Genomic DNA, 18439 nt, shown 5'->3' with positions numbered 1-18439 from the left:
TCATGGACCTGTCCAATTTCAGAGAAGAATACCTCAAGGGCCAGCTTCACAGAAAAGACCTGGCGGAAAACCCCTTTGAACAATTCCAGACCTGGTTTGAACAGGCCTTGAAAGCGGACATTCCGGAACCCAACGCCTTTTCCCTGGCTACGGTGAACGCCCACGGCAGGCCCTCCCTGCGTACGGTGCTGCTCAAATACTTTGACCAGACAGGCTTCGTCTTTTTCACCAACTACGGCAGCCACAAGGCCCATGACATTGAAGAAAACCCGCAGGTCTGCATGATGCTGCCATGGGTGATGCTGGAACGCCAGGTCATCATTTACGGGAAGGCCGTCAAGGTTTCCCGCGCGGAATCCCTGAAATACTTCCTCACCCGTCCCAAGGAATCCCAGCTCGGCGCGTGGGTCTCTCAGCAAAGCTCCGTCATCTCCGGAAGAAAACTGCTGGAAATGAAGCTGATGGAGCTGAAAAACAAATTCTCCAAGGGAGAAATCCCCCTGCCCTCCTTCTGGGGCGGCTACCGGATCATTCCGGACACCTTTGAATTCTGGCAGGGCGGCCCCGGCCGCGTTCACGACCGCTTCATGTACAAGCTCCAGGAAAACGGTTCCTGGACGATCGAACGCCTCCAGCCATGATTACCCGGCGAGCAACAGACCAGGGAGTTGCTTTCCTGGACGTGGAAACACCGCTCTGTACAGCCACCCTGTGCCTGCAAGGGGCGCACCTCACGTCATGGAAGCCGGAGGGGCAGGAAGAATGCCTCTTCCTTTCCCCCAATGCGGTCTTTGCGCCCGGCAAAGCTATCCGCGGCGGCATTCCCGTCTGCTGGCCCTGGTTCGGTCCGCGAAAGGGCGAACCGTCCCACGGCGTGGCGCGCACCTCGGAATGGCGCCTCCATCACCAGGAGACGGACAAGCGGGGGAACGCCCTGCTTTCCCTGGCCTTCTATCCGGAAGACGAATCCTACCCCGCCGCCATCCTGCGCCTGGCGCTGGGCCGCACGCTGGCCATGAAGCTGGAAACCACCGCCCGCATGCAGCCCTGCAAGCTCACGGAAGCCTTTCACAACTACTTTGCCGTCGGCAACCTGACCAAATGCCGCGTACACGGGCTGGACGACGTACCGTTCCGGGAAGAAGCGCCCCAGCCCATGAAGCACGGAGAACGCCCGCTGGCCCCCCTGGGGTGCCTGGACCGCGTTTACGACTGCCCGGCCTGTTCCGGGAAAATCGTGCTGGAAGACTTCGTGCTGAACCGCGCCATCACCGTGGAGCGGGACCACGCCTCTTCCGTCATCATCTGGAACCCGGGACAGCAGGGAGCCGGAAACATGGCGGATCTGGGCGCGGAATCCTGGAACAAATTCCTGTGCGTGGAAATGGGCAATGCCGGTTCCCGCTGCATTCCCCTCGCCTCCGGACAATCCCACACCCTGTGCCAGAAAATCACGGTGGGACCGCTGGAATAGCAGGCATTCCCCCTCCCTTCCGCCTCCGGATGAACGGACGGCTGGCAGGAAACCCCATGCGCGGGGAATGACCTCCCAGGCCGTTCCGTACCGCTTCCGGACAGGGGAGCATGAAGAACGGCAGCCTTTCCGTCCTTCCCTTCAAAAGGTGAAATTGGACTCCTCCGGAACTTTTGTTCCCTGAATCATCCCTCCGTGGAGCTCTCCGGCAGGATTCGGCTTGCAAAAACCCCCCTTTTAAGGTTTGGTAGATTCCGAGCCTTTTGGCGCGTTCCCTACCAAGATGCATACAAACCCACCTTCCGATGTTGGCAATGCCGCAACCTTCATTGCGGAAATTTACGGTCAGGATGTCTTCAACATGGAGACCATGCGCAACTACCTGCCCCGTCCCGTCTACAAGAAACTGCTGGCTACCATCCGCAAGGACGAAAAGCTGGACCCGGACATTGCCAATGAAGTGGCCCAGGCCATGATGACGTGGGCTCTGGAAAAGGGCGCCAGCCATTACACCCACTGGTTCCAGCCCCTCAACGGAAGCACGGCGGAAAAGCATGACTCCTTCGTGGACGTGGACCCGGAAGGAAACCTGGAACTCAAATTCTCCGGAAAGAGCCTGGTTCAGGGCGAGCCGGACGCCTCCAGCTTCCCCTCCGGCGGCCTCCGCGCCACCTTTGAAGCCCGCGGCTACACTGCCTGGGATCCCACCAGCCCCGCCTTCATCAAGCGCACGGAAAACGGCGCCACTCTCTGCATCCCCACCGCCTTCTGCTCCTATAAGGGACAGGCGCTGGACAAAAAGACTCCCCTTCTCCGCTCCATGACCGCCGTCACCCGCCAGGCCAGGCGCCTGCTGTCCTGCTTCGGCGGCCCGTCCAACATCCACGTCAGCGCCGATCTGGGCGCGGAGCAGGAATACTTCCTGGTGGACAAGCAGCTTTACGCCCTGCGCCCGGACCTGATGATGTGCGGCCGCACCCTCTTCGGCAACGTCCCCCCCAAGCACCAGCAGATGGAAGACCACTACTTCGGCTCCATCAAGGACCGCGTGCTGGAATTCATGGTGGACGTGGACGAAGCCCTCTGGAAACTTGGCATTCCGGCCAAAACGCGCCACAATGAAGTTGCGCCCGGCCAGTTTGAAATTGCGCCCATCTTTGAAAGCCAGAACCTGGCCGTGGACCACAACATGCTGGTCATGGAAGTGCTCCGCAAGACCGCCAACAAGCATGACATGGTCTGCCTGCTGCATGAAAAGCCCTTCTCCGGCATGAACGGCTCCGGCAAGCACAACAACTGGTCCCTCTCCGCCCCCGGTTACGGCAGCCTGCTCAACCCGGGTTCCAGCCCGCAGGAAAACGCCATCTTCCTCACCCTGCTCTGCGCCACGATCAAGGCCGTGGACGAACACGCGGACCTGCTGCGCGCCTCCGTCGCCAAATCCGGCAACGAACACCGCCTGGGCGCCCATGAAGCGCCTCCGGCCATCATCTCCATCTTTCTGGGGGATCTGCTGGATGAAATCATTGAGCAGATTGAAAAGGGCGGCACCAAAAAGGCGTGCACCCAGAAAACCATCAACATCGGCGTGGATACCCTGCCGATGTTCCCCCTGGACGCCTCCGACAGGAACCGCACCAGCCCCTTCGCCTTCACGGGCAATAAATTCGAATTCCGCGCCGTAGGCTCCTCCCAGACCTGCGCCTGGCCCATGACGGTGCTCAACACCATCGTGGCGGAAAGCCTGGATGAAATCTGCACCATCCTGGAACCCGTCAAGGACAAGCCGGAGGAATTCCATGCCACGCTGAACAAGCTGCTTCAGAACATCATCAAGAAGCACAAGCGCATCCTTTTCAGCGGAGACGGCTACGGGGAAGCCTGGATTGAAGAAGCGGAACGCCGCAAACTGCCCAACGTTCCCGGCACCATTGAAGCCCTGGCCGCGCTGGAAACGCCCAAGGCCAAGGCCCTCTTTGAAAAATACAAGGTGGTCAGCCCCGTGGAGCTCCACGCCCGCCATGAAATCCAGACGGAAATCTTCCACAAGGAAATCAGCATTGAAGCGGAAACCGCCCTTCTGATGGTGGAAACCCTCTACATCCCCGCCGTGACGGAACAGCTCACGCAGCTCACCACCGCCATAGCCCAGATGAAAGCCGCCGGAATCAAGGCGGGCATGAAAGCCACCGCGGACCGCGCCAACCAGATCGGCACGCTGCTGGACCTTCTCCCCACCCAGGTGCAGGAACTCCGCTGCGCCGTGGACAAAGCCGAGACGAAGGTCATCCAGACGGGCATGGACAATCTGAGAAGCACCATCGACATGCTGGAAAGCCTGACGGACGCAGACCTGTGGCCCGTTCCCACCTATGCGGAACTGCTCTTTCTGTAAAACAAAGGGCTCCCTCCGGAACAGAAAATAACTGGCTATCAACCATAAACATCACTTATTCCAGTACCTTCCCCAAGAAAAAGGGCAAATTAATCGCCTGACGGATTGACAAAACAGCCAAAATAGTTATCCTTTCCGTCCGGTTGTGCATAGGCCGCTTAGACGGACGGCACTGAATCTAGTAATTCACAAGAAGCATCTTTCAACATCATGAGCAAGAGGACTTATCAACCATCCAAGCGTTGCCGCAAGCGTCAGTTCGGATTCCGTGCACGCATGGCTACCAAGAACGGAGCAGACATCATTCGCCGCCGCCGCGCCAAAGGCCGCAAGCGCCTGCTTCCCAAGGGAGCCGAAATCCAGTACAAGCGCCATACCATCCAGCACGGCCGTTAATTCAGCCGCCAGGACTTGGTTAACGCCTCCTTGGAACTTTTTCACGGGCCGACCCGCGGGAGATGCGTCTTACTCGTCAACAAAGCATGACCAGGGCATTCCAATTTGCCCGGGTGCGCAACGAGGGACCATCCGTAGCAGGTCGGCTTATTGTTTTAAGTGCAGCCCCGCTGGAACATCCGGAGGAACCCTCCAAATTCGGCATCATCTGCACGAAAAAAATCGGCTGCGCCGTCGTCCGCAACAAGCTGCGGAGACGCGTACGGGAAATCCTGAGGGCGCACGGAGCCCCCTTTGAACACGGCGTGCACCTGGTGTGCGTCCTCCGCTGGCGGGCCGTGGAAGCCAGCTATGCAGACCTGGAGCGGGACTGGCAGAAAGCCGCCCGCAAGCTCAAACTTCAACTTCTTTCCCGGGAACAAGACAAAGCATGATGAAATGGCTGCTCATTGCCCTGGTACGGGGCTACCAAACCTTCATCAGCGCCCCCCTGCATGCGCTGGGGGGCCCCGGCAGCGGCTGCCGCTATACTCCCTCCTGTTCCCAGTACTTCATCCAGGCCGTCCGGGTCCATGGAGCCTGGCGCGGCTTTCTTCTTGGCTCATGGCGCATTTTAAGATGCAATCCGTGGGGCGGTTCAGGGTATGATCCCGTGCCTCCGGCCCGCACGCCGCATTAAATTACCTTTCTCTCCCCTCCCTCCCAACCAACTTCAATCAAGCTATATCACATTATGGATCGCACAGCATGGATCGTCATAGGCGTTTGCGCCGCCCTTCTGGGCCTGAACATTTACATGGGCAACAATAAAAAGGAAGAGCCCGTCCCCGCCGCCCCCGCTCCCGTCCAGCAGACGGCCGCCGCTCCGGCAAGCATCCCGGCTCCCGGAGCACAGGCGCCCGCCGCTCCCAGCGCCCCGGAACAGCCTTCCGCCAGCAAGGCCCTTGAAGAAGACAAGACCAGCCCGATCACGCTGACGGCCACGCAGGAAGCGGACGGCAAGCAGGAACCCTTCATCACGTACACCTTCAACCGCATCGGCGGCTCCATCGGCGCCGTTACCCTCCACAACGACATTGTGGACTCCCAAAAAGTCGCGGACCACAACATCACCATCAACGAAGCCCAGCAGAGGGGCATTGGCGAGCTCGTCTTCAACATGGACGCCACCCAGGACCCGTCCTATGACAACACCGTGTACAAGGAAGTCAGCCGCACGGCGGACTCCGTCACCCTGGAGGGCTATGATCCCGCACGGCAGCTCTTCATCTCCAAGACCTACACCCTGCACCCCGTCAAGAATCTGGAAGGAAAAGTACTGCCCGGCAGCAAATACCTCATCCGCCTGACCGTCTCCCTGCTCAACAAATCCCCCAACGTCCAGGATCTGCGCTACATGGGCATCTTCGGCGGCAGCGCCTACCCCATCGCCAAGAGTGAACCGAAGGATACCTACACCCACTTCTTCTACCATGCGGACGGTTCCCTGGAACAGGAAGTGCCCTCCTACTTCACAGGCGGCTTTTTCAGCACCGCAAAGGCCCGCGTCCTGGAAGGCCCCTTGCAGGACCTGACCTATGCCGGCGTGATGAGCCAGTACTACGCCACCATTCTTCTTCCCCAGAACGAATCCAAGGGCTCCACCGTGTACGCCACCCGCCAGGAATTCCCGCTGGAGCATGAAAACAACACGCTGGTGCCCGGCGTCACTGTAGCCATGGGCATCCCCAACCTGACCATGGCGCCCAACGAAATAAAGACACTCACCTACGACATCTACACCGGTCCCAAATTCAACGCCTACCTGCGCGACCTGAACCTCACCTACCCCGCCATCAGCGACATCATGGCGTACGGCTGGCTCGTCTTCCTGAGCGTGCCGATGAACTGGCTGCTCAACCTCTTCCACGGATGGTTCGGAAACTGGGGCGTGGCCATCATCTGCATGACCATCGTCGTCCGCGCGCTCATCTGGCCGCTGCATAAGAAATCCTACATGGCCATGAAGCGCATGTCCCTGGTTCAGCCGGAGATGGCCAAGCTCAAGGAAAAATATCCGGACGACCCCCAGAAGGTGAACATGGAGATGATGAAGCTGTACCAGAAATACGGCATCAACCCTGCCAGCGGCTGCGTGCCCATGCTCATCCAGATCCCCATCTTCTTCGCCTTCTACCGCGTGCTCCAGTATTCCGCGGAGCTGAGGGGGCAGCCCTTCTGCCTGTGGATGACGGACCTGTCCCTGCCCGACACCGTAGGCCACCTGTTCGGCATCCCGATCAACATCCTGCCCCTCATCATGGCCGTGACCATGATTGTCCAGATGCGGATGACCCCGCAGGCGGGCGAACGCTCCCAGCGCATCATCATGAACCTGATGCCCCTGATGTTCTTCCTGTTCTGTTATAACTTCGCTTCCGCCCTGGCCCTGTACTGGACCACGCAGAACCTGATTTCCATCGGCCAGACGGCCCTCATCCGCCGCCTGCCCATGCCCGTGCTCTCCGCCGCCAAAAAGAAGAAGCCCGGCTTCTTCCAGAGGATGATGGACCAGCAGCGCGTGGCCCTGGAGGAACAGCAGCGCAAGGCCAAGGGCCGCAACATGCGCAACATAACGCCCAAGAAGTAGGGGCGCGCCTTTACTCTCTCTTCCCTGCAAGTGCGGCTGTTCACACGGCCGCACTTTTTTATTGGGGCGGATGATGGAAAGAAAATCCCCCCCATGACAAGCGCTGGAAGAAAAGGGAAATTTCCATACGGCAGCCCCCTCAAAAAAACCGGACCCCTCCACTCGGAGAAGCCCGGTTTTCCTCGTCATATATTCTTTGTGTAGCTAATTGGAGCGGCCCGGCAGAAAATGCCAAACACCCACCAGAATCAACTTAGCGAATTTGGAATCCGGTATGGATTCCATAGCCGGAAATACTGCCCTTCGCTATGCTCCAAAACGGTCCAAATTGACGCTCCGCCAACATTTCTTCCATCTCCTATTCACAGCCGCATATCGCCCCGGGAGCCAGGGCATCCCGGTCCTGATGGACCGCCTGTGGAGAGGCCCGGGGGCTATTGGATAAGAAGCTTCCGCTGCGCTACAGAAAGAGTTTCAACAACGAAAGGAGGGAGCCTTCCGTTCCCAGGCCCCGCAACCGCAAAACCGCCCTCCATCAATATTCCACCGTTCCCTTTCACAGCCGCATACCGTCCGGGAGACAGGGCACCCGGCCCTGATGGCTACCGCCGCCGAAGTGTAAAGACGGTTATTAATGATTGCCGGAACGAAAAGAAGGCCCGTCACATCAAGAATTCCCTATGGCAATTCCCAGGATATTGGCAAGTTCAACCCCCTGAAAACGTTTTTCTTTCAGTTTTGTAGGCTTGACTCCGGATTCCAAATCCGTCTGCCGCTCTAAAGCCTGAACCCCAGCCTGCGGCACAGCCGCCCCCGCACCCCTTCTGAGAAAAGAGCCCAAAAAAGGAAATATGGCGGACGTCTTCTTACGGCGCAGTCAAATCTTCCGGCATCAGAATAGCCGCCACGGCAAAGGCGGCGATGCCTTCCCGGCGGCCCAGCGCGCCGAGCTGTTCATTGGTGGTGGCCTTCACCCCCACGCGTGCCGGAGAAATGCCCAGGGCGGTTCCCAGGGCGCCCTTCATCTGTTCCAGGTAGGGGGAGATGCGCGGAGCTTCCGCAATCAGGGAGGAATCCACGTTCACCACGCGGCCGCCGCGCTCACGAATCAGGGAAACGGCCTTCGCCACGATGTCCAGGGAAGAAATATCCTTGCAGCCAGGGTCTCCCGGCGGGAACCAGTAGCCGATGTCCGGCAATCCGGCCGCACCCAGCAGCGCGTCTGCAATGGCGTGGCACAAAACGTCCGCATCGGAATGGCCGTCCAGCCCGCGGGCGGAAGGAATGTGCACGCCGCCCAGCATCAGGGGACGCGGAGCTTCCGCAAAACGGTGGATGTCATATCCCAGCCCGGTCAGTGCAATCATGTCTTTCATACAATACTGCGGCAATATCGTTCAAGTTATTCGTCCAGCGCTTCCATGATCGGAATGCGGCCGTTCCAGGCGACGATGGCGAATTGTTCCGGATTGCCCTCCTTCGGTTCCAGGACAACCTTCCCTCCCGCGGCTTCCACCAGCAGAACCCCGGCGGCGATGTCCCAGATGGAAATGACGCTTTCCACATAGGCGTCAAACCTGCCGCAGGCAATATACGCCAGAGCCAGGGCCGCGGAACCGTTGTTGCGCACCTTGCGTACCTGCCAGGCGATTTTTGCGAAGCGTTCGATTCCCTTTTCCTTGGAACCGTCCGTCTTGCCGTGTCCCACGAACACCACGGCCTCCGCCATCTTTTCCCGGCGGCTGCAATGCATGGGATGGTCATTCATGTACGGAATGCCTCCCTTTTCCACATGCCAGCATTCGTCCATCATGGGATCGTAAATCACGCCCAGCACTATTTCCCCGCGGCGGCGCAGGGCGATGGAGACGCAGAACCAGGGAATGGTGTAAAAGTAATTCACCGTCCCGTCAATAGGGTCCACAATCCATTCATATTCACTGTTGCGGTCTCCGGTATACCCTTCCTCGCCCAAAACGGCGTGGGTGGGGAACACGGAGAGGATTTCCTCCGTAATCAGTTTCTGGGAGAGCTTGTCCAGCTCCAGCTTGATGTCGTTCTGGCTGGCTTCATCCACCTTCTTCTGGTCGTAAAAATGCTTTTTCAGGAAGGCTCCGGCGGATTTGGCGGCCAGGATGGCCGCGGTCATTTCAGGTGAGTGGTTCATGATATTCTATTAATGGAAAATTGGATGCCATCAGGTGTCCTGCTCCGCAGGAGCTTCCTTCTCCCGGCGCTCCCGGACGTCTTTGCGGCGGTTTTCCTCCGCCCGGTCATATACTTCCCCGGCCAGCGCGGCGGAGGTCTTCGCCAGTGCGGAGGCAACGCCCTTCTTTTTATAGACGGCTTCATCCGGCTCGTCGAAGCCCACCCAGACAAAGACCGTGAAATAACGCCCCATGACGGCGGAGAAATGCCCCGTGTTTTCCGGCAGCCTGACATTGACGGACGTCTTCCTGGAGCGTTCGTCGTAACGGAAGGGAGGAAGGGCCGCTACCAGGTGGGCGGATTCCCGCGGCAGGATTTCCCGCCGGCTTTCTTCCGGAGAGGGAGCGTTCACCATCACCAGGTTTTTCTTGGTGGTGCCCACCTGCCTGACGGAGGAAATCTGCACGTTGCGCCCGTCGTTGCCGATGAGGTACAGCGCATTGACGGCATGCGAGAGAGGCGCGCGGAACCTGCCGGCATACAAATCCGGGGAACGCGGAAGGTCCCCCTTGTACCCGGCCTTCTGCGCCGTTTCTATCACCGTATTGAACCCTACCCCGCGCCCGGTCACTTCAGGACTGCTGCGAATAACAGTCCTGCGCTGGTCCACGGCGCACAGGTTGACGACGGGGGTAAACAGGTCGCCGGGCATCACCATCGTCTGCCACCGGTCCACGCCGTCCAGCGCAGAGCGCCCCCCCGTCACGGCCAGCAGGTCCCCTTTGCGGGAATCCACGCACAGCACGGCTGCCTGCACGCAATTCTTCAACTGGTTGTCCACTCTCCTGGGCAGTCCGGCCCACACGGGGGAAGCTTCCAGCGCGGTCAGCGCAGGCTCGCTTATTTCCTCCACCATCCGCTGGAATTCCAAATCCAGCGTAGTCATTACAAAAATGCTGGAAGTTCCCTCCTGCTCGTCGCAGCAGTCCAGGTCACTCAGCTCACGGGAAATGACCAGGATGGGATAGGAGCCGGGACGCGCTTCCCGTTCTCCCGCCACCGTCATCGGTTCGCGGGACGCCTGCCATAGTTGTTCCTGGGTGATGAATTCGCACTCAAACATCCTTTCCAGCGTCGCGTTGCGCACCTTGACGGCCGCCTCCGGACTATAAACCGGGTTGTAAATGGAAGGTCCGCGCACCAGCCCGGCCAGCGTGGCGCATTCCGCCAGCGTCAGGTCCGCCACTTTTTTGCCGAAGTACAAATCCGCCGCCTGCGCAATGCCGTAGCACTGCTGTCCGAAGTAAATGCGGTTCAGGTAGGCCGTCAGAATTTCATCCTTGGAGTATTTGCCTTCTATGCGGCGCGCCACGGCCATTTCCAGAACCTTGCGGTCCAGGGTCTTCCCCCCCAGTTCATAGCAATTCCGCGCCAGCTGCATCGTGATGGTGGAAGCCCCCTGCGCATAGGACAGCGTGGTCAGGTTCCGGCAAATGGAGCGGATGATGGAGGAATACACGATTCCTCCGTGATCGAAAAAGGCCTCGTCCTCCCGGGCAATGAAGGCATTCACCAGGTTGTCAGGAAGTTCATTGCGGGCCACGTACACCCGGTCGTGGTCCGTCAGGGTGCCTATCCACTGGCCGTTGCGGTCATACGCGGCGCAATTTTCCAGTGGGGCCAGCACCTCGTCCAGTTCATACTGGTCCGCCCTCCAGGCGTAAACGAGCAGGACGATGATGAAGGCAATAGGAATGAGGCCCAGCCACAGCAGCAGACGGCCCAGATTGCGCGGCAGCAATCCGAACAGATCATACCATCTTTTACGCCTGTTCTCCATTCCGGTTCCGATCCTTGGGGACGCCTAGCGGGCATCCGGGGGCAGTGATTCGTCATCCTGCTTCCAATCCGGGAACTCCTTCTGCAGGCGCGCCCGGTACTGGGAAGCCTCCGACTTGCGGCCGGCCTTGTCCAGCGCTTCCGCCGCCTTGAACAGGGCCTTGGGTTTCAATTCGGCGTCATTGACGAACAACTCGGCCGTGACGCCGTAATGCTTGGCTGCTTCATCAAACTTTTTCTCCGCATAGGAAATGTCCCCCAGAACAATTTTCAGGGAGGCCATCAGGGGGCCTTCCACTCCCAGGGCCAGCGCTTCCTCCGCCGTCTTCCGGGCGTCCGCGTACTTGCCCAGCCCCAGCAGGATGGAGGCCTTGTCCAGCATGCCGTCCGCACGGCGGTAGGGCTGGTCCTCATCCTTCAGGAAGTTGTTGGAAGCCACCAGGGCGCGGTCATACTTCTTGAGCGCCAGGCGCACCTTCGCCAGGTTGCGCCAGATCACTTTCTTCACATTTTGAAGCTGGTCGTTCTGCGTAGCCCAGGTCATGTACTTGTCCGCCGTTTCCAGGTCCTTCATGCCATAGGCCTGAAGGCCCAGCCATGCGGGGATTACGTCCGGCACGCGGGCCACGGCGGAGGGGTTTTCCTTTTGCAGGGTTTCCAGGACCTCCTTCAATTTATTCACGTCCTGGAGCTTGTGATAGGACAGAACGGAAAGCACATTGACCTGTTCCCCGTACTTCTGGGGGTCCAGCGTCTTGGCTTCCGCCATGTGGCTGATGGAGGATTTGAAGTCTCCCTGGTCAAACGCCGCACGCCCCAGCAGGAAATGAGCTTCCGCCAGAGCGGCGGGGGACGCCTTCGGGAAATTCTGAATCAGGCCTTCATAATACTTGGCCATGTTCACCATATCCTGGCGGCCCGCATAAATCTGGGCGGCCCGCTGCCACGCGGCGGCGGCGGATTCCGCCTTCGGCCAGCGAGCGATCACCCGGTCAAAATCCATCAGGGCCTCCGCTTCCTTCTTGGTCTTGGCGTACATGTCCCCGCGCAGGGTCAGAGCCTCGCAAATGCGCGGGTCCCGCGGGAAATCGTTGATGAAATCCGTCAGCAGTTTGGCGGCCACGCCCCGGTTCCCGGCCTGGGCGATCGCCCACGCGCTCTTGTACAGGATATCCGCGCGCATCCTGGGGGGCACCTTGTCAAAATCAATGCTGGCGTAAAACCGGGCGGCATCCGCCGGATTGGTGTTGAACAGGTTCTCCGCGGCCATCAGGCGCACCATGTCGTGCAGTTCGCTGGTCGGAAAGGCCTTGGCGTAATGGTTCAGGAAGCTCTGTGCCCGCTGGGGAAGGTCCTTCTGCTTGAGTTCATTATAGCACAGCAGACGGTAAAAGGAGGCCTGCATGGCTTCCTGCGTATAGGGAACGGCCTTTTCCGCCTCCAGGAAGAAATCCGCCGCCTTCTGGTACTCCTTCAGCTTGTAGGCAGACTGGCCCAGAAGCATCAGCAGGCGCACCTGGCCGTCCTTGGTCGGCATCTTCATGTCCTTCTGCTGCTCGTGCTGGGAAAGGATCTCCTTGTACTTGCCCATGTTGTACAGCCCCAGCAGCAGCCCCATGCGGGCTTCCGGCGCCATTTCCTTCAGGGATTCGTCCTTCAAAAGCCGTTCATAAAGGTTCTGGGCCTCCGCGGTCTTTTTCAGCCTGGTTGCCAGCATGGCGGCCTGAAGGGTGGCGATGCCCCGGTTCCTGTCATCCACGCCTGGCGTTTCCAGCACCTTGCGGTATTCGGAATAGGCTTCACCCAGACGGCCCGTATCCGCACACAGGGCGGCATACCCCATCCGGGACACCAAAACAAATTTCGCATCCGCTTCCGGATTGCCTATCACCGCGCAGAACATGGTGGCGGCGGCGTCCGGATTCCCGCTGGCAAGAAACAGACGTCCCAGGCGGTACTGGGCGTCCACTTTCAAATCATTCTGTTCCGCATTGCGGACCACGAGCTGGTAATACTGGATAGCCTTGTCCGTTTCCCCGGCAGCGGAGGCGTCCGTCGCCAAGCGGTAGGCGGAAGCGGCAACCAGAGCCGGGCCGCCCGTCTGGGTCAGCCTGCGGAACAGGGTGTGCGCGTCCTCCTTCCTGCCGAGCTCCTCCAGGCACATGGCGGCGCGGTACTCCGCCAGGGGAGCCTGGGCGGACTGAGGGAAACGCTGGGCAAATTCAAGATACTTGCGCAGGCTCAAATCAAGCAGGCGGCCATATTCCTGCCGGTTCGCCTTCGTCGCCGGTTCCTGGGCCTGCTTGTACAGCATGTCCGCCATGTCCAGGGAATCCTGCTCCGGATTGGCGACCAGCGGACCGTCCGCAATGGGAGCGGCATCCGGAATGTTTTCCTGCGCGACGGCGAACGCCGCCAAAGTCATTAAACCTGCATTGATGAAAAATAACGCTTTCATGAAGCCTGGGGGTTGGGAACATTGACGGAAGAGGGAGCCGGAGGCCGCGTGGAGAAGGAAACATTGTTCAGCCCGGCCTTCAGGCAGGCGTCCATCACATGCACCACCACGCCGGATTCCGCCTTCTCATCCACGCGGATGCGGACGAGCATGGTTTTATCCAGCCGGGCGACGGAAAGAAGCTTGTCCTCCAGCTGCGGCATGGTATACGCCTGGCGGTTGATCACCACGGTGCCGTCCTTCCGGATATTCACGATGATTTCATTGGAAACGTTTTCACCGGGCTTGGGAGTCTCCGCGGAGGGGAGGTTGATGGAAAGGTCCGGCTCGTCATCCTCAAACGTCTGGGTCACGATGAAAAACACCAGCAGCAGAAACACGATGTCCAGCATGGGCGCGAGCTGGAACCCGATGGGGCTGGGCATTTTATAGTGGAATTTCATACGTTCTTCCGGTGTGGTGGGGATGGCCGCTTCCGGCTAAAGCCCGCGCACGTCGCGCAGGGAGGTGGGGTCAACGGGAACCCTGGGAAGTTCTTCCTCATGGAAGGCTCCGGCTACGCCGGCACGCGGCTTCTGGAGCTGGGTGGCTACTACGGAAACGCTGTGCGTCACGGCGGCTTCCAGGTCCCCCACGCGCTTGTGAACGCGGCTGCGGAAGTACACATAGGCCAGGATGGCGGGGATCCCCAGCATCAGGCCGCCCGCGGTCGTAATCAGGGCTTCCGCCACGCCGCCCGCCATGTCGATGCGCTGCTTGCCGCCGGAGAAATCACCGTTGGCGATCTCAAAAAAGGTCTTCATCATCCCGACTACGGTTCCCAGCAGGCCCAGCATGGGAGCCAGGGCGCCGATGTCCGACAGCCAGGAAATCTGGCGGCTCAGGAAGCCCGCCTGGCGGCCGCCTTCCGCGGCGGCTATTTCCCTCACCTCCTCAAACTGGGCGGAAGGATTGCGCAGCATGAAACTGGCCACCGTCAGCATTACGCGCGCGTAGCAGGAGTCCCCATCCTTGCAAAGGATGGAAAGGCCCGTATAATCCCTCTTGCGGATGAAGGATTCCGCCTGCTCCACCAGCTTGGTGGGCAGAACGGCGGAGGCGCGGGTGGAAAAACAGCACATGACCAGCACCACCACCCCGGCGATGGATAACAGGAGCAGCGGCCACATGATGAAGCCGCCTTTCATAAACAGCTCGGAGAGGGGATAATTTCTATCTCCCACCACAAAGTCCATGGCGGCAGCCAGCGTGGTAAACGGTACAGGATTCATACAAAAGACGTAGGGGATTATACAGAAGAAGTCTTCCTAGGCAAGCCAAGTAGCCGTAATGCAGTACGTTTCCGCAGTTTCATTTCTTGCCGCATATGGCATAATAATCCCCGTGGCAGATCGTGAGAAACCATCTCTGAAGGAACTCTGGAGGCAAACTCCGCATAAACCCGGCGTTTACATCATGAAAGACGCCCTGGGGAATACCATTTACGTGGGCAAGGCCAAGGACCTCCACCGCCGCCTGGGCAACTACTTTTCCCCCACGGGGGCCACCCTGTCCAACCACAAGACAAGGGCGCTCATCAATGCCATTGCGTCATTCGACTACTTTGAAACCAGGAACGACCAGGAGGCTTTTCTGCTGGAAAGCAAGCTCATCAAGCAGTACCGCCCGCATTACAACATCCAGATGAAGGATGACAAGCGCTATCCCCTGCTGAAGATTCCCAAGGGGGAAAAACTGCCGCGCTTCCAGCTGGCGCGGGTGCGCAAGGACGACGGAGCGCGCTACTTCGGCCCCTTTGTCCACTCCCAGGCGCTTTACGCCACGCAGGAATGGCTGAACCGGCATTTCCGGCTGCGGACCTGCAAGGCCAAAAATCCGGGTCTCCACGAGTTCAAGCACTGCCATGCGGACGTGATACGCAACTGCTCCGCCCCGTGCATCGGGCGCATTTCCGTGAGCGACTATAACCGGAACTTCGACCAGGCGGCGCGCCTGCTGGAGGGGACCGGCAAAAAAAGCACTCTGGACGAGCTCACCCGGGAAATGATGCAGGCCTCCGACGAGCTGGACTTCGAGCGCGCAGCGTACCTGCGGGACATCCGGGACAACCTGGTCAAGGTTCTGGAGCCCGCGCGGCGGTTCCAGAAGGGAACGCCCAACCTGCCCGGCACCGTGCGCCCGGAAGAAGACATGAAGGAACTGGGGCTGGCCCTGGGCCTGGAAGAGCCTCCAGCCATCATGGAATGTTTTGACATTTCCAACGTCTCCTCCAACCACATCGTGGCCTCCATGGTGCGCTTCACCAACGGCAAACCGGACAACAAGGCCTACCGCCGCTACCGCATCCGCACGGTGGACGGGCAGAATGACTTCGCCTCCATGTCTGAAGTGATCCGGAGGCGCTACTCCCGCATTCTGGCGGAGAGCGACGCCGTAGCCTCACGGCCCGCGGACATGACCCTGTACCGGTGGCTCAAAAAGCTCAGCGGAGAAGGAAAAGCCCCCATCAAGGTTCCGGACCTGGTGGTGGTGGACGGCGGCAAGGGCCAGCTCTCCTCCGCCCTGGCCGATCTGGAAGCCATCGGACTGGGTGACATGCCTATCGTCGGCCTCGCCAAGCAGCGGGAGGAAATCTTCTTCCCCCACCAGCCACAGCCCCTCTGCCTGCCGCACAGCACGGGAGCTCTCAAGCTCATGCAGCGCATCCGCGACGAAGCCCACCGCTTCGCCAACGGCTATAACGAACTGCTTTACCGGAAGCGCATGCGGGAAAGCGCCCTGGACGACGCCCCGGGCATGAGCGCGGCAAAAAAAAGCATGCTGCTGGAAAAATTCAAGTCCGTGGCCGCCATCAAAAGGGCGGACCCGGCTTCCATCGCCGCCATCCGCGGCATTTCGGAAACCTGGGCCCGCAACCTGCTGAACTACCTCAATTCATCCTCCAATTCCTGACTTCTCATGCAATTCCTGATTCTGGCCGCAGGCAAGCCGGCCCTGGGCTATGCCCGGGAAGGCGTGGAACTCTACCTCAACCGCCTCAAGCCTTTCGGCAAGACGGAACTCAAACTCGTCAAAGACGGAAGCTCCAAAGACGTTTCAGAACGCCTGCTGGCCGCCAGCGAGGGCTGCCTGCGCATCGCCATGGACGAACGCGGAGAACTCTGGACCACGGAGAAGCTGGTCAAACTGGCGCGGGACTGGCAGATGCGTTCCGTGCGCCGCATCGCGTTCCTCATCGGGGCCTCGGACGGCCACACGGAAGAACTGCGTTCCCGGTGCGGCCATATCCTGGCCCTGAGCAAATTCACCCTCCAGCATGAGCTGGCGCTCGTCGTCCTGCTGGAACAGCTTTACCGCTGCCATACCATTCTGGCGGGAACGCCGTACCACCGGTAAACGGCTAAAGCTTTCCTCGCTGCCGCGGTGAGTCCATCAAGGCTTTCACCGTCACGGAAGCGGCCGCGAGCACGGCCACACCCCATGCCATGGAGTCGCCCGCAATTCCCGTGGCAAACGCCGGAAAAGGATTGAACGCCACCGCAAGGGAACCAAACACCCAGCCCCAGCCGGGAAAGCCTTTCTTAAAGGCCACGTAAGCCAGATAGAAATACAAGGCCACGCCTGCAAATTGAAACAAAGGGAAAGCAGGACCGTATTCTACCTTCCTGAGGCCGGAGACATTGCCCGCCATGCGATGGGAATGTTTCAGAAAAGAGGCTATCACCAGAAAAAGCGGCGCAAGCAGTAAAGGAGCAATAGGGAAAACGCTTCTTTCCGTTTTTTCTTCTTCCGGAGAAGAATCCGGAATTCCGTCCTGCTGCCGACCTTCTTCCATAATAATTAATCGTAACAGCAACCAGCTTCCCCTGCAACGAAAAAGGAGTACTCCGCAGGGAGCACTCCTTTTCCGAGAAAGAAATGGTAAAGCCAGTTCCTTCGCAGCCAGCCAAGCTTAGCGCTTGGAGAACTGGTAACGCTTGCGGGCGCCGGGACGACCGGGCTTTTTACGTTCCTTCATGCGGGAATCACGGGTCAGAAGACCGAATTCACGCAGCTGGGCGCGGGAAGCTTCATCAACCTGAACCAGAGCGCGGGCAATCGCCATGCGGATGGCGCCCACCTGGCCGTGAATGCCGCCGCCCTTGGTGACGACGTTCACGTCGAATTTGTTCATGGTGTTGGTAACCTGGAAGGGCTGGAGAACGGCGTTCTGCAACTGGACGGTGGGAAGGTATTCTTCAAAACCGCGACGATTGATCGTGATGCGGCCGGCACCTTCAGTAAGCCAAGCGTGTGCAATGGCGGTCTTGCGGCGGCCGGTGGCGTTGTATGGGGTTGTCTGACTCATGTCTGGGGAAATCAATTAGAGAGTGATGGCAGTGGGCTGCTGGGCTTCATGAGGATGACCGGCGCCGGCATAAACCTTCAGCTTGGTCATTTGCTGACGGCCCAGGCGGGTGTGGGGCACCATGCCCTTGACGGCCAGTTCCAGAAGAAGTTCGGGGCGGCGGGCGCGGATTTTCCGCGGAGTGTCCACCTGCTTGCCGCCGACGTATCCGGAGAAACGGGTGTAAATCTTGGCGTTTTCCTTGTTGCCGGTCAGCACCACCTTGTCCGCGTTCACGATAATGACAAAGTCGCCACAATCAACGTGGGGGGTGAAAATTGTCTTGTTCTTGCCACGCAAAATGTTAGCCGCTTCAACGGCAACACGGCCGAGCACCTTGTCGGCAGCGTCTATAACATACCATTTGCGCTCTACTTCTTGCGGTTTGGCTGAGAAGGTCTTCATGGTTCAATTCTTCGTTCTCGTTTTTCGGCATCCTGCCGTAATCTTCCAATTCGGGGGCGCATTCCTAATGATTATTCGCGTAAATGTCAAATACTTTTTCTCTTTTACTCCCCTTTTGCGGCCTTTTTTCCGTCCCTTCCGCAGAATCGCGGCTTAATTGCGGCGTTTCCACATTCAGGACTTGCCCTCGTGGAAATATGGCCTATTATTCGCCTGCGCGAAAATTCGTACACGCGCGTTCATTTTAACCTTACAAGGAGAATCCTATCAGCCCGAATCCAAGACCCAGCAACCGCCCCAGCGGCGGT

The 18439-nt window shown here is 59.2% G+C and carries 18 protein-coding genes; 9 read left to right on the top strand and 9 right to left on the bottom strand.

Annotated features, from left to right (window positions below; genetic code table 11):
* Positions 1 to 2: 2 nt before the first annotated feature.
* The 7 genes from pdxH (at position 3) to yidC (ending at position 6894) form a co-directional block, all read left to right on the top strand.
* A complete protein-coding gene (gene pdxH / locus QSJ36_RS11945) occupies positions 3 to 641 on the top strand; it encodes a pyridoxamine 5'-phosphate oxidase (RefSeq protein ID WP_022396019.1) in 639 nt (212 codons plus the stop codon).
* Positions 638 to 1474 carry a D-hexose-6-phosphate mutarotase gene (locus QSJ36_RS11940; protein WP_022396018.1) on the top strand — a complete coding sequence of 279 codons (837 nt, stop codon included), beginning with the start codon at positions 638 to 640 and terminating at the stop codon, positions 1472 to 1474. The genes pdxH and QSJ36_RS11940 overlap by 4 nt, the downstream gene beginning before the upstream one ends.
* A gap of 283 nt (positions 1475 to 1757) precedes the next feature.
* Positions 1758 to 3869: a glutamine synthetase III gene (locus QSJ36_RS11935; RefSeq protein WP_102722798.1), complete on the top strand. Its 2112-nt coding sequence runs from the start codon at positions 1758 to 1760 to the stop codon at positions 3867 to 3869.
* A 210-nt stretch (positions 3870 to 4079) separates the two neighbouring features.
* Positions 4080 to 4265 (top strand): 50S ribosomal protein L34, encoded by a 186-nt coding sequence (gene rpmH, locus QSJ36_RS11930; protein WP_012420297.1) that lies wholly within the window; start codon positions 4080 to 4082, stop codon positions 4263 to 4265.
* Positions 4266 to 4327: 62 nt separating this feature from the next.
* Positions 4328 to 4699: a ribonuclease P protein component gene (gene rnpA, locus QSJ36_RS11925; RefSeq protein WP_180970901.1), complete on the top strand. Its 372-nt coding sequence runs from the start codon at positions 4328 to 4330 to the stop codon at positions 4697 to 4699.
* A complete protein-coding gene (yidD, locus tag QSJ36_RS11920; protein WP_022396015.1) occupies positions 4696 to 4944 on the top strand; it encodes a membrane protein insertion efficiency factor YidD in 249 nt (82 codons plus the stop codon). Before rnpA ends, yidD begins: the two co-directional genes overlap by 4 nt.
* 54 nt (positions 4945 to 4998) lie before the next feature.
* Positions 4999 to 6894 (top strand): membrane protein insertase YidC, encoded by a 1896-nt coding sequence (yidC, locus tag QSJ36_RS11915; protein ID WP_285468723.1) that lies wholly within the window; start codon positions 4999 to 5001, stop codon positions 6892 to 6894.
* A gap of 866 nt (positions 6895 to 7760) precedes the next feature.
* Here yidC and ispF read toward each other — a convergent pair.
* Genes ispF through QSJ36_RS11885 form a run of 6 tightly spaced genes read right to left on the bottom strand, consistent with a single transcriptional unit; the run spans position 7761 to position 14610 of the window.
* On the bottom strand, positions 7761 to 8270 hold the full coding sequence (ispF, locus tag QSJ36_RS11910) for a 2-C-methyl-D-erythritol 2,4-cyclodiphosphate synthase (RefSeq protein WP_102728374.1): 510 nt from the start codon (positions 8268 to 8270) through the stop codon (positions 7761 to 7763).
* Between the two features lie 26 nt (positions 8271 to 8296).
* Positions 8297 to 9061, bottom strand: coding sequence for an inositol monophosphatase family protein (locus tag QSJ36_RS11905; protein ID WP_285468722.1), 765 nt, complete (start codon positions 9059 to 9061; stop codon positions 8297 to 8299).
* Positions 9062 to 9091: 30 nt separating this feature from the next.
* Entirely contained in the window at positions 9092 to 10882 is a 1791-nt protein-coding gene (locus QSJ36_RS11900; protein ID WP_285468721.1) for a transglycosylase domain-containing protein, read from the bottom strand.
* A gap of 24 nt (positions 10883 to 10906) precedes the next feature.
* Complete coding sequence (locus QSJ36_RS11895; RefSeq protein ID WP_285468720.1) at positions 10907 to 13339, bottom strand: tetratricopeptide repeat protein; 2433 nt, start codon at positions 13337 to 13339, stop codon at positions 10907 to 10909.
* Positions 13336 to 13782 (bottom strand): biopolymer transporter ExbD, encoded by a 447-nt coding sequence (locus QSJ36_RS11890; protein ID WP_022396008.1) that lies wholly within the window; start codon positions 13780 to 13782, stop codon positions 13336 to 13338. Before QSJ36_RS11890 ends, QSJ36_RS11895 begins: the two co-directional genes overlap by 4 nt.
* Before the next feature lie 36 nt (positions 13783 to 13818).
* The gene (locus tag QSJ36_RS11885; RefSeq protein WP_022396007.1) at positions 13819 to 14610 is read right to left on the bottom strand and encodes a MotA/TolQ/ExbB proton channel family protein; all 792 of its coding nucleotides are present in this window, start codon (positions 14608 to 14610) and stop codon (positions 13819 to 13821) included.
* A 112-nt stretch (positions 14611 to 14722) separates the two neighbouring features.
* On the opposite strand from QSJ36_RS11885, the gene QSJ36_RS11880 reads away from it, so the two are divergent.
* Together QSJ36_RS11880 and QSJ36_RS11875 are read left to right on the top strand one after the other, a co-directional pair.
* Entirely contained in the window at positions 14723 to 16291 is a 1569-nt protein-coding gene (locus tag QSJ36_RS11880; RefSeq protein WP_257228106.1) for an excinuclease ABC subunit UvrC, read from the top strand.
* Positions 16292 to 16297: 6 nt separating this feature from the next.
* Positions 16298 to 16735, top strand: coding sequence for a 23S rRNA (pseudouridine(1915)-N(3))-methyltransferase RlmH (locus QSJ36_RS11875; protein ID WP_022396005.1), 438 nt, complete (start codon positions 16298 to 16300; stop codon positions 16733 to 16735).
* Positions 16736 to 16739: 4 nt separating this feature from the next.
* On the opposite strand, the gene QSJ36_RS11870 is transcribed toward QSJ36_RS11875, so the two are convergent.
* The 3 genes from QSJ36_RS11870 to rplM form a co-directional block, all read right to left on the bottom strand.
* Complete coding sequence (locus QSJ36_RS11870) at positions 16740 to 17174, bottom strand: hypothetical protein (protein ID WP_102726367.1); 435 nt, start codon at positions 17172 to 17174, stop codon at positions 16740 to 16742.
* 117 nt (positions 17175 to 17291) lie between these two features.
* Positions 17292 to 17687 carry a 30S ribosomal protein S9 gene (gene rpsI, locus QSJ36_RS11865; RefSeq protein ID WP_022396003.1) on the bottom strand — a complete coding sequence of 132 codons (396 nt, stop codon included), beginning with the start codon at positions 17685 to 17687 and terminating at the stop codon, positions 17292 to 17294.
* 15 nt (positions 17688 to 17702) lie between these two features.
* Positions 17703 to 18131 (bottom strand): 50S ribosomal protein L13, encoded by a 429-nt coding sequence (gene rplM / locus QSJ36_RS11860; protein ID WP_022396002.1) that lies wholly within the window; start codon positions 18129 to 18131, stop codon positions 17703 to 17705.
* Positions 18132 to 18439: the final 308 nt, after the last annotated feature.

Origin of the sequence: Akkermansia sp. NBRC 115031 (assembly GCF_030268505.1) — a bacterium.
In the GTDB taxonomy this organism is placed as follows: Bacteria; Verrucomicrobiota; Verrucomicrobiia; order Verrucomicrobiales; family Akkermansiaceae; genus Akkermansia; species Akkermansia massiliensis.
This window is presented reverse-complemented; position numbering and strand designations above follow the sequence as displayed.